We start from the raw sequence: 13,868 nt of genomic DNA, 5'->3' as shown, positions 1-13,868 counted from the left end.
CACCGTTCGCGTGCGCGTGACCCCCGCCTTGTCGGAAGCACGCAGCGAGAAAGTTCCTGTGGTCAAATGCTCTGGAAGGCTGGCCCTGCGCATGCCCCATTCTGGCGCGTTACGGAGGCCCCGCAGAGGTTATCCACAGGCTCGCGGACGACGGACCCGCGAGTTGGCACTTAACGGCAATCATCGGCTCCGCGACTGCCGTTAAGTGCCATCTCGCGGGGTTAGGAGACGTGCTGGTTGAAGACGTGCCGGCGGATCCAGGCGTGCATGGCGATCGCGGCGGCGGAGGCGGCGTTGATGGACCGGGTGGAGCCGAACTGTTCGATGGACAGGGTGGCGACGGCGGCGTGGTGGACTTCCGGGGTGAGGCCAGGCCCCTCCTGTCCGAAGACCAGCACGCAGTCGCGGGGCAGTTCGTACGTTTCCAGGGGCACCGAGTCCGGGAAGATATCGATCCCGATGATCGCCAGCCCTTCCCCCTGCGCCCACTGGACAAAGTCCTCGACGGTGGGGTGGTGGCGAACATGCTGGTAGCGGTCGGTGACCATGGCGCCGCGCCGGTTCCACCGCCGTCGACCGATGATGTGAACTTCCTTGGCGAGGAAGGCGTTGGCGGTGCGGACCACGGTGCCGATGTTCAGGTCGTGCTGCCAGTTCTCGATGGCCACGTGGAAGTTGTGCCGCCGGGAGTCCAGTTCCGCGACGATCGCCTCGTGCTTCCAGTAGCGGTATTTGTCCAGGACGTTGCGCCGGTCGCCGTCGGCAAGGAGGTCGGGGTCCCAGTGGTCGCCTTCGGGCAGTTCCCCTTCCCAGGGCCCGACGCCGACCTCCGCCTTTGCGGGTTCGGCCTCCCCGGGCGCGTGGTCGGGTTCGTCTGTCATGCCGGGCGTTCGGTTCACCCTTCAACACTAGACTGGACTCTTCGGGCAACCATCACAGGCGGAGGCAGGCATGGCAGAAGCAGACGAGGTAACAGGCAACCCGGCGGTATACCGCAGCGGCCAGGAGATCGAGTGCTGGCTGACGGACATGGACGGCGTCCTGGTCCACGAAAACCAGCCCATCCCGGGAGCCGCGGAACTGATCCAGCGCTGGGTGGATACCTCAAAGCGCTTCCTGGTGCTGACCAACAACTCCATCTTCACTCCCCGCGACCTTGCCGCCCGCCTCCGCTCTTCCGGCCTGGAGATTCCGGAAGAGAACATCTGGACGTCGGCCCTTGCCACGGCCCAGTTCCTGAAGGACCAGGTGTCCGCCGGGGGCTCGGAATCCGGGAACCGCGCCTACACGATCGGCGAGGCAGGGCTGACGACGGCGCTGCACGAGGCGGGCTTCATCCTGACCGACCAGAACCCGGACTTCGTGGTGCTCGGCGAGACCCGCACGTACTCCTTCGAAGCGATCACCATGGCTATCCGCCTGATCCTCGCCGGTGCCCGGTTCATCGCCACCAACCCCGATGCCACGGGCCCTTCCAAGGACGGCCCGATGCCCGCCACCGGCGCCATCGCGGCCCTGATCACCAAGGCGACGGGCCGCGAGCCGTACATCGTGGGCAAGCCGAACCCCATGATGTTCCGCTCAGCGATGAACCAGATCGACGCCCATTCCGAAACCACCGCCATGATTGGTGACCGGATGGATACGGACATCATTGCCGGCATGGAGGCAGGGCTGCACACGGTCCTGGTCCTGAGCGGCATCACGCACAAGGACGACATCGCTGCATACCCGTTCCGGCCCAACCAGGTGCTGAACTCGGTGGCGGACCTGAAGAACCAGATCTAGAAGATGCTGACCCGGGAACCGCCCCGGGGCAGGGGGAAGTACTCGTCCAGCAGTTCCGTCAACAGGGGCCGGTAGATCTGCGGATTCCAGCCCGGGCTGGCGTGCGCGGGGGCAGCCCCGATGGTCTGCAGGTTGCTGGAAACCATGTTGTCCTTGAACACCACGGCCCAGGTTTCGGACGCGGTCTCGTAGTCCACTGTGCCGTCCTTGGGGTTGCCGATGTAGGCCATCTTGGCTGCGCCAAGATGGCCGGCAAACTGGCTTCCCTCGAAGTGGTAGATGTAGGCGGACTCCGTCTGGACCAGGACATTGGACGGGGCGATCGGCGACAACTGCTCCAGCGTCTGGTTCAGGATCTGGCGCCAGCTCCGTTCGTCCTTGTGGATGATCCGTTCCCCCAGTTCATACCCGCCACGGAGGGTGGACGGGAACCTGACACCGCTCTCGTAGAGGAACACCACGCCGTCGAACCAGCTCTGGTCCAGGACGTCGTGCGCGCTGTAAGGGCTGGAGTCCAGGAGGATGAACTGTACCTGGATTTCCTGCAAGGCCAGCAGCCGCGCAGCCACCTGCGTTGCCAGCATCCCGCCAAAGCTGTGTCCGTAAAAGAACAGCTTGGTGATCTTCTCCGCGGCAACGTAGTCGGTGATGGCGTTGACCACCTCGGTGATGTTCAGGCCCAGGTTGGAATATCCGACGGCGGCGAGCCGGGCCCGCTTGTTCAGCGAGCCCCGCATGGTGTTGAGGATCCACTGAGCCTCTTCCCAGCTGGTTTTGTAGCCCGGGAACAAGAACCAGCTGGCGTCCGGATAGTAGGCGTCGGCGAAGTCGTCGGCCACCGTGAGGATCCTGGTGCTGCGGCGCTGCGACTGCACTTGCCGGGTTACCAGCATGTCCGCAGCCAGCAGTCCGGACGCCCCCGCACCGGCCAGGAAGCTGCGCCGCGAAAAGCGCTTCAGGGCAGCCGCGTCCGCCAGCAGCCGGGCGTCTGAGACCCAGCGCCGGCCCTGCGGACCAACCTCCCCCTCATACGGCACACTCCTACCGTAAGCCCAGGGAAAGTTACCGCCGCAACGGGCGGAGGTAAACGTTTAGTGACGGGAGGTCAGCTGGCAGCTTGCCCTTCCGCAGCGGGGAACGGCGCGTGGGGTTCCTGCCGGCGGCGGAGGATTTCCAGGCCGATGTCGTTGTAGCGGCCCAGCAGGTCCGCGCCGTCGAGGGCTCCCGGGGTGTCCAGGAGCGCGAAGACCGCGTCACTCCCCTGGAGCAGTTCCTCGTCCGAGTATTCGGCCAGCGGGCGGCCGTACAGTTCCTCGATCCACATGACGGGCAACTGGGGGAACTCGCCAGCAAACTCGCCGCCGGGGAAAAGCTCACGGACGTCGTCGTCCATCAGGAGCGGCTGGCGGCTGCCGGCGTCCTCCGGGGCCCAGTCATGCGCGGCGGGCGCGAGCTGAAGTCCCACTGAGGCGGAAGGAGCCCCCAGCAATGAGTTGGTGGCAATAGCGTTGAGATCTGTCCGAAGCCCTGCCAGTGCGGAGGACTCAATAAGCTCGGCCTGCGAAAGGTCAACGCAGATGCGGCAGCGGATGCCCATCCTCCGGACACGGCGGATGATGCGGACCAGTTCAGCACGGGTGTCGTGGTGAAGGGCCCCCCGGACTTCAATCCGGACGATGTCAGCAGGGACATCCAAGTTAACGAGTGCGTCTAATGCGCGGTCCATAGGTACTCCAAAAGAGGTCTATGGCCGACGGCTCAACCTCCGCAAGCGTAACCCCCGTGGGAGCCCCCGCACAACCCGCCCTCACGCGCCGGGGCCCGACCCGACCTTTCCCGGCTCCTGGTAGTAGGTGCGCGTTCCGGCGCCGCCCACCGAATCAACCAACGACTTGGCGATGTCCCGCAGCTTGGTGTTGCTGTTGCTCGACGCCTCAGTGAGGATTTCCACGGCGGCCTCCTGGCTGCAGCGGTTCTGCGCCATGACGATGCCCACTGCGATGTCGATGATGGTGCGCGATTCGAGGGTGGCTTTGAGGTTGGTCGCGCTGTCCGCGTGCAGGGAGAACCTGACGGCCAGGCGCAGGGCCTGCGAGATCTCCCGGGTGAAGTCCCTGGCCCTCTCCGCCGCCTGCCCGTCGAACTTGTGGTCGACGTCTGAGTAGAGGTTCAGGGCTGCCCTGGCTTCCCCCTGCAGGTTGAAGGGCAGGGAAAAGACGGAACGCAGCCCATAGGAGGCAACCGCCGTCGCGTAATCGGGGCCCCAGCGGTCCTCCTGCAGCAGGTCCGGAACGTAGACTTCCCGTTCTTCCTTCGCGGCAGTCAGGCACGGACCCTGGGAAAGCGAGTACTGGATTTCGTCCACTTCCCGTGCGGAGGGGCTGCTCCAGCCAATGGTGGCTGCCTTGCGGTCGCGGAGCAAGGTGATGCCGCACAGGGCATCGTCACCGTCCCCTGCCATCTGGTGGGCAGAGAACCGGGCAAGTTCGTTAAGGAAATCCTCAAAATCAGCGCTTTCCAGGATCAGGTTCTGCACCTGGTCGGTCGCGCTCAAGGGCTGTTCTGGGGGGAGCAAGATGCGTGGTCTCCAAGCAACTGAAAAGTGTTAACGCACATCATAAATCAGCGCCAACACAGCAGCCAATGGCTGGCAGCGTGCGCGCACGCCTCTGGCTAGTCCAGACCCAGTTCGTCCTTGCCGAACGCGAACAGGTAGGGCACACCGGTTTCGGCTTCAATCTTTTCCTTGGCGCCGGTGTCGCGGTCCACAATCACGGCTACCGCCACGACATTGCCGCCGGCTTTCCGGACGCCTTCCACCGCCGTCAGCGCGGACCCGCCCGTGGTGGAGGTGTCCTCCAGGACCAGCACTTTGCGGCCCTCGACGGACGGGCCTTCAACCTGGCGGCCCATGCCGTAGGACTTCTGCGCCTTGCGGACCACGAACGCGTCAACGGTGCGGCCGGCGTCAGCGGCGGCGTGCATCACGGCGGTGCCCACGGGGTCCGCGCCCATGGTCAGCCCGCCGGCGCACTCAAAGTCGATCCCGGCGTCGTCCGCCAGCGCCAGCATGACCTGGCCCACCAGCTTGGACGCCTCGTGGTGCAGCGTGATGCGGCGAAGATCAATGTAGTAATCGGCCTCGGCCCCGCTGGAGAGGATCACCTTGCCGCGGACCACGGCGAGTTCCTTGATCAGTTCGAGCAGTCGGGCGCGGGCAGCTGCGGTGTCTACCGCAGTGTCAGTGGGCGAAGTCATGGCTTCAAGTTTAGTGGGTGGCCGGGCCGTGAGCGGGCGCGCGAAGGCCGGCGCGTGCTCCGGTCGCGGTCCGAAGGCGATGACGCGCGGGAGGAGACGCTTCACTACAGGGTTGTGGCGAAGGATAAAGAAGATCGCACGCTGGATCAGGAACCTGGCGCCCGACCCCTTGCCGGCCAGCATGTCGCCGGACAGCTTCCCGTCGAAGAGCGGAACGAACACCACCCGGTGCATGATGCGCTGCACGGTCTGCACCACCACCGTGGGCATGCGGCGGCGGCGCTGGATGGCTGCCAGGGTTTTGGTGCGCACATAACCCCGACGAAGGTCCGGGGCCAGCCGCTCCGCTGCCGCCACCGCATCCTGGATGGCGAGGTTGATGCCCACTCCTCCGGCTGGGGACATCGCGTGCGCTGCGTCCCCAATGCACAGGAAGCCGTCCACGTACCAGCGCCGCAGTCGGTTCAGTTTCACGTCCAACCAATGCAGGTCCTCCACGCTGCTGATGGAATCGACGCGGTCGGCAAGGTCCGGGCGGAGAGCCGCCACCCGCTGCCGGAACCGGTCCACCCCGCCAGCCCTGATCCTGGCATCAGAACCCTTCGGGGCAAGGTATCCCATCTGGTAATAGTTGGTGCGGTTGAGGGCGATCATGGCATCCCGGTTACCCAGCGAGGGCACCACTCCCGCCACTTCGCCCCTTTCTGAGGCGTGGCGCGGGAGCCTGAACCACCAGGTGTCAAAAGGCACCGGGTATTCCCGGGGGCGCATTCCCGCCGCCTGGCGCAGCACCGAATGCCGGCCGTCCGCCGCCACCACCACGTCCGCGTGCAGGACGTGCTCACTGGAAGTACCGACCTCCCGGCAGCGCACTCCGGTGACCCGCCCGCCGTCGAACTCCAAACCTGTTGCCTCGCTCTCCATGAGCAGCGTGAACATTGGTTCCTCGGCGGCTGCTGAGGCGAGGAAATCCAGGAAGTCCCACTGGGGCATCATGGCCACGTAGTTGTACGGGGGCTTCAGGGAGTCAAAGGCCGCAAGGGTGACCAGTCCGGCGCCGGGCACCGGGACGGCGACATTGCGCAGGCGGCTTTGCGGCAAGCTGCGGAATCCTGCCCCCAAACCCAGTTCGTCGATCAGCCGGACGGTGGACGCGTGCACCGTGTCGCCGCGGAAATCCCGCAGGAAGTCACGGTGCTTCTCCATGACCGTCACGTTCACTCCGGCCCGCGCCAGCAGCAGGCCCAGCACCATTCCCGCCGGGCCGCCGCCCACCACGGCACACCCCGTCCGCTCCATGCGATTACGCTACGCCGCACGGGACCTTCCTGGAACAGTTGAGGGTTGTTGACAGTGCTGGCTAGGCTGGACCACATGCGCGAACTCCAGGCCAAGATCATTGAAGAAATGGGCGTTCAGCCCCGGATCGATCCCGCAGGGGAGGTGCGCAAACGCGTCACGTTCCTCAAGGAATACCTCAAGGCCACGGGCACCAAGGGCTTTGTCCTGGGCATCTCGGGGGGCCTGGATTCATCCCTTGCGGGGAAGCTTGCCCAGGTGGCGGTAGATGAACTCGAGGCTGAAGGTGTTGAGGCCAACTTCGTGGCCGTCCGCCTGCCCTACGGGGTGCAGCACGATGAGGAAGACGCCCAGGCGGCCCTGGACTTCATCAAGGCCAAGACGGAATGGACCTTCAACATCTCCGCGGCGGTGGATGGTTTCGAGGACGAGTTCGAGAAGACCGTGGGCTCGGAGATTTCCGACTTCCACAAGGGCAACACCAAGGCCCGCACCCGGATGATCGCCCAGTATGCGCTGGCCGGGGAGTTCAACTACCTGGTGCTCGGCACGGACCACGGCGCCGAGTCCGTCACGGGGTTCTTCACCAAGTACGGCGACGGCGGTGCGGACATCCTGCCCCTGTTCGGCTTGAACAAGCGGCAGAACCGGGCCCTGCTGGCCGAGCTGGGAGCGCCGGCGCGGGTCTGGGAGAAGGTCCCCACGGCCGACCTGCTCGATGACCGGCCGGGCCGGACGGACGAGGACGAACTGGGCCTCAGCTACGACCAGATCGACGACTACCTTGAAGGCCGCGAGGTTCCGGACGCCGTGGCCGAGTCCATCGAGCAGAAGTACCTGCGCACGCGCCACAAGCGCACGGTGCCGGTGACCATCTTTGACACCTGGTGGAAGGAAGAAGGCCCGGAGGAGCCCCGCGCGGGACTGTAGCCATCCCCCGGCACTGATTTTCACCACCTTTGGGGAGTACGACGGCGGGCCGCGCCGAAAAAGTGCGGCCCGCCGTCGTCGTTCGCTGCCATAGTTGGGAAGACTCAGCGGGTGCGCCGGCCGCCGTCGCCCCCGCCCAGCTGTTGGGTAATCCGGTGCGCCTCCGCCATCAGCAGGCCACCCAGCTCCTCCTGCCGCTCGGGCTTGAACCTCGGCTCGATGCCGGTCAGGGACAGCGCCCAGGCCGGCTTCCCGGACCGGTCGAAGACCGCGGCGCCCATCCCCCAGCTGCCCTCCAGGACCAGCCCGGGGTTCACCGAGTAGCCGGCCAGCCGGGTGCGGGCCAGGTTTTCCCGCACCAGCTGCGGAGTGTGGTGCGCGGCGAAGGCGCCGGCGTGTTCGCTCCAGCGGCCCAGCAATTCCTCCTGTTCGGCTTTCGGCAGGAAGGCCAGGATGGCCGTCCCCGCCGACGCTACTCCCAGCGGGAACCGCACCCCCTCGTGCAGGACGAAGGACCGGACCGGGAAGGTGCCTTCCTCACGCAGCAGGCATACCGTCTCCGCCCCGCGGCGGATCGAGAAAAAGGCGCTCTCGCCCGTTGCCTGTGCCAGCCGGCGCAGGCTGGGCCGGGCAATGTCCTCCATGGGAAAGCGCGCCGAAGCCACCGAACCCATCAGCAGTATTTCCGGCCCCAGCACCCAGTTGCCCGTCACGGGGTCGTGGTCCAGGAGGCCTTCCGCGGCGAGGGATGCCAGGAGCCGGTGGACCGTGGGTCGGGTGAGGCCCGATTCGCGGACCAGGCCTGCCAGCGGCATACCTTCGGCGCTGCGGCCCACCAGCCGCAGCAGCCCAGCAACGCGCGCCACCACCTGGGCACCCTGTACCGGCGTGCCAGCCATCAATCCTCCTTGTTGTCCACAATATGGATGCTTTTCATTCTAGTGGCCATACTGTAAGGCCGCAGCCAGTGATTCTTGACACTCTCGGCCAACCGCCCGTAGTCTCCAAACTCAGATCCCAGGCGTCCACTTAGTGGACGACCGCCGCGCTCAACGAGGAGACGTCATGAAGAAACTCCAGGCTTCTGCTGCCACCGCCCTGGAAGGAGCCCTGCAGGACGGCATCACCCTCGCCGTCGGCGGGTTTGGCCTGAGCGGCATTCCCGCCGACCTGATCGAAGCCGTCCGGGACTCCGGTGTCCGGGACCTCACCGTGGTGTCCAACAACATGGGCGTGGACGGCAAGGGCCTGGGCATCCTGATCGAGGCAGGCCAGGTCCACAAGGTGATCGCCTCCTATGTCGGCGAAAACAAGCTGTTCGCCGAGCAGTACCTCGCCGGCAAGCTCGAGGTGGAGTTCACCCCGCAGGGCACCCTCGCCGAGCGGCTCCGCGCCGGCGGCGCCGGTATCCCGGCCTTCTACACCAAGACCGGCGTGGGCACCCTTGTGGCAGAAGGCAAGCCGCACGAGGTGTTCGACGGCGAAACGTACGTCCAGGAGCGCGCCATCCGGGCCGACGTCGCACTTGTCCACGCCCACACCGCGGACACGGACGGCAACCTGACCTACCGCTACACTGCCCGGAACTTCAACCCCGTTGTGGCGACCGCCGGAATCCTCACGGTCGCCGAGGCGGAAGTGATTGTGGAGTCCGGCCAACTGGACCCCAACCTCATCGTCACGCCCGGCGTCTTTGTCCAGAGGCTGGTGCAGGCAACGGACCGGGTCAAGGACATCGAGCAGCGGACCGTCCGGCAGCGCGCCGGACTTGTCTCCGCCTGACCGCCGCCTAAAGCGCGCCGCGCGCCCCACACCACGACTCGATGGAGAGAATCACCCTCATGACCGCCGTGCAATTCAACGACCAGGATGTCCGCCAGAAGGGCTTGGCCCGGATGGCTGAGAGGCTGGCCGGGTGGACACAGAAGTGGTTCCCTGACGCGTACATCTTTGCCCTGGCAGGCGTACTGCTGGTGGCCATCGCGGCGCTGGCCATCGGCGCCTCACCCAAAGCCGTGGTGGATTCCTTCGGCAACGGGTTCTGGGACCTCACCGCCTTCACCCTGCAGATGGCCATGGTGGTGCTGACCGGCTACGTTGTGGCCACCTCCCCGCCGGTGGCCCGGCTGATCGAGCGGCTGGCACAGGTTCCGAACTCGGCACGTTCGGCCGTCAGCTTCGTAGCCGTCCTGTCCATGTCCGTTTCCTTCGTCAACTGGGGATTGAGCCTGATCTTTGGCGGGCTCCTGGCGCGCGCGGTGGCCCGGCGAGCGGATCTGCATGTCGACTACCGGGCCCTTGGTGCGGCGGCCTTCATGGGGCTGGGCGCAGTCTGGGCGCTGGGCATGTCCTCCTCCGCCGCCCAGCTGCAGGCGACCAAGGCCTCCATCCCGCCGGCGCTGCTGAAGATCACCGGCGTCCTGGACTTCGGAACCACCATCTTCACCTGGCAGTCCCTGCTGACCCTGGCCATCCTGATGCTGCTGACCACCGTCATTGCGCACTTCTCCGCCCCAACGGGAGCCGGCGTCAAAACGGCAGCCGACCTCGGCGTCGACCTTGATGACCAGCCCGAACCGCCGGCCGAAAAGTCCCGGCCAGGCGAATGGCTCGAATACAGCAGGGTCCTGCCTATCCTGGCTGGCGTGCTGACCCTGGGCTGGCTGGTGTCCCAGCTGCTCACCCTGCCCATCCTGAGCGTTGTCAGTTCACTCAACGGATACCTGCTGGTCTTCCTGATGCTGGGACTGGTGCTGCACGGAACGCCGCGCAAGTTCCTCCAGTCAGTGACCAAAGCCGTCCCCGCCACTGCAGGAATCCTGGTGCAGTTCCCGCTCTACGCGGCAATGGCCGCCATCCTGACCAAAGCCACCGGCGCCGGCGGCCTCTCGGTGTCAGAACACCTGGCCCACTTCTTCACCAGCATCGGCGGCAACGGGGCATTCGCCGTCATCATCGCCATCTACACCGCCCTCTTGGGCATGTTCGTCCCCTCCGGCGGCGGAAAGTGGCTGGTGGAGGCACCCTACGTCATGCAGTCCGCCACGGACGTGAACATGAATCTCGGCTGGACCGTACAGATCTACAACATGGCCGAGGCGCTGCCCAACCTCATCAACCCGTTCTTCATGCTGCCGCTGCTGGCCGTCCTGGGCCTGCGCGCCCGGGACCTGGTGGGCTTCACCTTCCAGCAGTTCCTCTTCCACCTTCCGGTGGTCCTGCTGCTGGCCTGGCTGCTGGGGATGACGTTCGAGTTCGTGCCACCGGTAATACCCAACTGATAACAGCTAACAAGACTAAGGAGAAACCCCATGGGATGGACCAGGGATGAAATGGCCGCCATCGCGGCGGAGGAACTGAACGACGGCGACTACGTGAACCTGGGAATCGGCATCCCCACGCTGGTGGCCAACAACCTGCCCGAGGGCGTGCGGGTAGTGCTGCAGAGCGAGAACGGCCTGTTGGGCATGGGCCCCTTTCCCTTTGAGGGCGAGGAGGACGCTGACCTGATCAACGCCGGCAAGCAAACCGTCACGGTCCTGCCCGGCGGGAGCATCTTCGACTCGGCCACCTCATTCGGCATGATCCGCGGCGGGCACGTCAAAGTGGCCATCCTGGGCGCCATGCAGGTCTCCGGAAACGGAGACCTGGCTAACTGGACCATCCCGGGCAAGATGGTCAAGGGCATGGGCGGTGCCATGGACTTGGTGGCCGGCACCCCGCGCGTCGTGGTCCTCACCGAACACAACGCCAAGGATGGCACGGCCAAGATCGTGCGCGAATGCACGCTTCCGCTGACCGGGCTCAGCTGCGTGGACAGGATCATCAGCGACCTCGCCGTCTTCGACCTGAACAAGATGGACGACGGCGGGCGGCAGCTCACGCTGACCCGGCTGGCTCCGGGGGTCACGGTAGAGGAGATCCGGGAAAAGACCGAAGCCGGCTTCGAAGTGCGGCTCGATGAGAAGGAAGTGGCGGCATGAGCCTCAAGGAACAATTCGGCAAGGATGTCCTGATCACCGGCTGGGGCCACAGCCGGTTTGGCAAGCTGACGGAGGAAACCCTGGAGTCCCTGATCGTGCAGGTGGCTACCGAGGCCATCAGCACCGCCGGGATTGAGCCCGGCCAGATCGACGAAGTCTACGTGGGCCAGTTCAACTCCGGCATGATGCCACTGGCGTTCCCGTCCTCGCTGGCGCTGCAGGTCTCACCGGACCTGGCCAACGTCCCGTCCACCCGGGTGGAGAACGCCTGCGCCTCGGGATCGGCCGCGTTCCAGCAGGGCACCAAGTCGCTGCTGGCGGGGACCGCGAAGACTGTCCTGGTCATTGGCGCGGAGAAGATGACCCACGCCGGCGCCGACGTGGTGGGCGCCGGACTGCTGGGCGCGGACTACGACATGGCCGGCAAGCCCTCCACCACAGGTTTTACCGGCCTCTTCGCGGAGGTCGCGAAGCACTACGAGAAGCGTTACGGCCCGGTGTCCGACGTCCTGGGCACTATCGCTGCCAAGAACCACCGCAACGGCGTGGACAACCCGTACGCGCAGCTTCGGAAGGACCTTGGCGAGGAATTCTGCCGGACCGTCTCGGACAAGAACCCGATGGTCGCCGATCCCCTGCGCCGCACCGACTGCTCCCCCGTGTCCGACGGCGCTGCCGCCGTGGTGCTTAGCGTCGCGCCCACGAGTGGCGCCACCGCACCGGTACGGCTCGCCGGCTTCGGCCAGGCCAACGACTTCTTCCCCACCGATCGCAGGGACCCTACCGCCTTTGCAGCCACCCGTGCCTCGTGGCAGCGCGCCCTGGCCATGGCCGGCGTCGGGCTGGAGGACCTTGACTTCGCAGAGGTCCACGACTGCTTCACGATCGCCGAACTGCTGATGTACGAAGCCATCGGCCTGGCAGAACCCGGCCAGGGCGCCCGCGCGGTGAAGGAAGGCTGGGTCTTCAAGGACGGCAAGCTTCCCATTAACGTCTCAGGCGGCCTCAAAGCCAAGGGCCACCCGGTGGGGGCCACTGGAGTCTCCCAGCACGTCATCACCGCCATGCAACTCACCGGAACCGCCGGCGACATGCAGCTCGCCGGCCCGCGCCGCGCGGCTGTACAGAACATGGGCGGGGTGGGCATCGCCAACTATGTCAGCGTGCTTGAAGCCGTCTGAATGCCCGCCCGCCGAGCTGGTTCGGGTTACCAACTGGCTTGGGCTGGCGGCCGGCGCACCCGTGATGGTGCGCCGGCCCGGGTGTTCCCCGGCTGCCGCCACGGCTGAACTCGCGACGCCGGACGGGAAAGTTCTCTGGGTCCGGTATCTGTCCTCCGCAGAGCGCGTCATGCTGCACAAGGGCGATGGCACACAAGTCTGGTGCCAAGCAGCCCATGGCTGATTCCAGCATCGAGCAGGTGGCCGATCTGCTGTTCCGTGACCTTCAGTACCTGAAAGCCCGCAGTGTGGAGCGCTGCGTCACGGAGGTGGCGGGGTACCGCGGTGTCGCCGAAGCGGACATCAGCTCCTCCGTCGAGCAAAACCTGCGGATGGCAATCCACGCCGTTAAATCCGGGATTGTGCCGGAGTCGTCGCAGTTGGCGCTCGAAGCCAGGGTGGCGCAGGTCCGGTTTCACCAAGGCCTGCGAATCGAAGACATCATGCGCGGCTATCGCCTGTCCATGGCGGTCATCCAGGACCGCTTCATTGACATCGCCCAGGAGCTTCGGCTTGGTGACCGCGAGGTGCTCGCGGCCCACCGTGTCCTCTGGGGCGTCAGTGACTCATACACTGCCGCCTTGGTGGATTCCTACCGGGAAATCAGCGTCCAGCAGGCAGTCCGCGATCACGAGCGCCGCCAGGGCTACCTGCGGGCAGTGCTCGCCGGAACCTTGGCCGGCGCCGAGCTCGTCTCCCGGTCCGCCGATTTCGGGATCGATCCTCGGCGCGAGTTCCGCGCCTTGCGGGCACGCCCCCGTGCCGGTAACTCACCTGACGAACTCCTGGGCGCGCTGGTGTCGCCGCTGCGCACCGGTGACGGTGTGCTGACCGTTCTGGCAGGCGACGTCGTCGGCTTCGTCACTGCCAGGCCGGCCGCCGGCGCCTCGGCTGCCACCGTCGCTGTCGGGCCGGCCCGCCCGCTGGCGGACCTGGCCCTATCCGATGCCGTCGCCGACAGGGTCTTTGCTGCAGCGTGGCGGCGTCCTGGGGGCGGCTCGTTTTGCCTGGAGGACCTGACCTGGCGAACAGCGGCAGCCGATCCGGATGTCACCGCGGTGCTGCGGCAGCGCTATCTGGCGCCTTTCGCCCACGACACCGAGTTCGGCCGGATTGTGTTGGAGTCCGTCCGCCTCTACCTCGCCAACGATCGCCGGATTTCCGCTGCCGCCAAGGCCTTGGCCGTCCACGAGAACACGCTCCGCTACCGACTGCAAAAGTTTGAGCAACTCACCGGAACCCGGCTGGATGCCAGCGACACGCTGGTGGAGCTCCTCTGGGTCTTTGAGGGCTGCCAGGACACGGCCGGCACCCCGACTGACGCCCCGTTGTAGAAACCTCCAAAGGCATGACCGTTCCCTTTGAGCTGGCTCCATTTTCCGCGCGTCCG

At 66.0% G+C, this 13,868-nt stretch carries 13 protein-coding genes and 1 pseudogene; 7 read left to right on the top strand and 7 right to left on the bottom strand.

Features of this window, described 5'->3' with window-relative positions; all coding sequences use genetic code 11:
* Nucleotides 1-221 precede the first annotated feature (221 nt).
* Nucleotides 222-881 carry a TrmH family RNA methyltransferase gene (locus ACETK3_RS07220; protein ID WP_236800901.1) on the bottom strand — a complete coding sequence of 220 codons (660 nt, stop codon included), beginning with the start codon at nt 879-881 and terminating at the stop codon, nt 222-224.
* A gap of 70 nt (nt 882-951) precedes the next feature.
* On the opposite strand from ACETK3_RS07220, the gene ACETK3_RS07215 reads away from it, so the two are divergent.
* Complete coding sequence (locus ACETK3_RS07215) at nt 952-1,788, top strand: HAD-IIA family hydrolase (RefSeq protein WP_236800900.1); 837 nt, start codon at nt 952-954, stop codon at nt 1,786-1,788.
* Here the strand turns inward: ACETK3_RS07215 and ACETK3_RS07210 are convergent.
* The 5 genes and pseudogenes from ACETK3_RS07210 to ACETK3_RS07190 form a co-directional block, all read right to left on the bottom strand.
* Nucleotides 1,785-2,825 carry an alpha/beta hydrolase gene (locus ACETK3_RS07210; RefSeq protein ID WP_306968695.1) on the bottom strand — a complete coding sequence of 347 codons (1,041 nt, stop codon included), beginning with the start codon at nt 2,823-2,825 and terminating at the stop codon, nt 1,785-1,787. The two genes, ACETK3_RS07215 and ACETK3_RS07210, sit on opposite strands and share 4 nt — an antisense overlap.
* Nucleotides 2,826-2,893: 68 nt before the next feature.
* Nucleotides 2,894-3,514 carry a hypothetical protein gene (locus ACETK3_RS07205; RefSeq protein ID WP_306968694.1) on the bottom strand — a complete coding sequence of 207 codons (621 nt, stop codon included), beginning with the start codon at nt 3,512-3,514 and terminating at the stop codon, nt 2,894-2,896.
* A gap of 81 nt (nt 3,515-3,595) precedes the next feature.
* Complete coding sequence (locus tag ACETK3_RS07200) at nt 3,596-4,342, bottom strand: GAF and ANTAR domain-containing protein (RefSeq protein ID WP_236800897.1); 747 nt, start codon at nt 4,340-4,342, stop codon at nt 3,596-3,598.
* Nucleotides 4,343-4,461: 119 nt separating this feature from the next.
* A complete protein-coding gene (pyrE, locus tag ACETK3_RS07195) occupies nt 4,462-5,046 on the bottom strand; it encodes an orotate phosphoribosyltransferase (RefSeq protein ID WP_200830744.1) in 585 nt (194 codons plus the stop codon).
* 96 nt (nt 5,047-5,142) lie between these two features.
* Nucleotides 5,143-6,300, bottom strand: a pseudogene (locus tag ACETK3_RS07190) (FAD-dependent oxidoreductase); the annotation flags it as partial.
* A gap of 120 nt (nt 6,301-6,420) precedes the next feature.
* On the opposite strand from ACETK3_RS07190, the gene nadE reads away from it, so the two are divergent.
* Complete coding sequence (gene nadE, locus ACETK3_RS07185; RefSeq protein WP_306968691.1) at nt 6,421-7,275, top strand: ammonia-dependent NAD(+) synthetase; 855 nt, start codon at nt 6,421-6,423, stop codon at nt 7,273-7,275.
* Nucleotides 7,276-7,379: 104 nt separating this feature from the next.
* On the opposite strand, the gene ACETK3_RS07180 is transcribed toward nadE, so the two are convergent.
* Nucleotides 7,380-8,174 carry an IclR family transcriptional regulator gene (locus ACETK3_RS07180; protein WP_236800895.1) on the bottom strand — a complete coding sequence of 265 codons (795 nt, stop codon included), beginning with the start codon at nt 8,172-8,174 and terminating at the stop codon, nt 7,380-7,382.
* Nucleotides 8,175-8,340: 166 nt separating this feature from the next.
* Between ACETK3_RS07180 and ACETK3_RS07175 the strand changes: the two genes are divergently transcribed.
* The 5 genes from ACETK3_RS07175 (at nt 8,341) to ACETK3_RS07155 (ending at nt 13,812) form a co-directional block, all read left to right on the top strand.
* Nucleotides 8,341-9,057, top strand: a complete 717-nt coding sequence (locus tag ACETK3_RS07175) for a CoA transferase subunit A (protein WP_306968689.1) — start codon at nt 8,341-8,343, stop codon at nt 9,055-9,057.
* A 59-nt stretch (nt 9,058-9,116) separates the two neighbouring features.
* Nucleotides 9,117-10,556, top strand: a complete 1,440-nt coding sequence (locus ACETK3_RS07170; RefSeq protein WP_306968688.1) for a short-chain fatty acid transporter — start codon at nt 9,117-9,119, stop codon at nt 10,554-10,556.
* 30 nt (nt 10,557-10,586) lie between these two features.
* Nucleotides 10,587-11,258 carry a CoA transferase subunit B gene (locus tag ACETK3_RS07165; protein ID WP_237429732.1) on the top strand — a complete coding sequence of 224 codons (672 nt, stop codon included), beginning with the start codon at nt 10,587-10,589 and terminating at the stop codon, nt 11,256-11,258.
* Complete coding sequence (locus ACETK3_RS07160; RefSeq protein ID WP_306968686.1) at nt 11,255-12,439, top strand: acetyl-CoA acetyltransferase; 1,185 nt, start codon at nt 11,255-11,257, stop codon at nt 12,437-12,439. Before ACETK3_RS07165 ends, ACETK3_RS07160 begins: the two co-directional genes overlap by 4 nt.
* Nucleotides 12,440-12,654: 215 nt before the next feature.
* Nucleotides 12,655-13,812: a CdaR family transcriptional regulator gene (locus tag ACETK3_RS07155; protein ID WP_306968684.1), complete on the top strand. Its 1,158-nt coding sequence runs from the start codon at nt 12,655-12,657 to the stop codon at nt 13,810-13,812.
* The last annotated feature ends 56 nt before the right edge of the window (nt 13,813-13,868 follow it).

The organism is Arthrobacter sp. E44, assembly GCF_041877125.1.
Lineage (GTDB): Bacteria > Actinomycetota > Actinomycetes > Actinomycetales > Micrococcaceae > Arthrobacter.
This window is presented reverse-complemented; position numbering and strand designations above follow the sequence as displayed.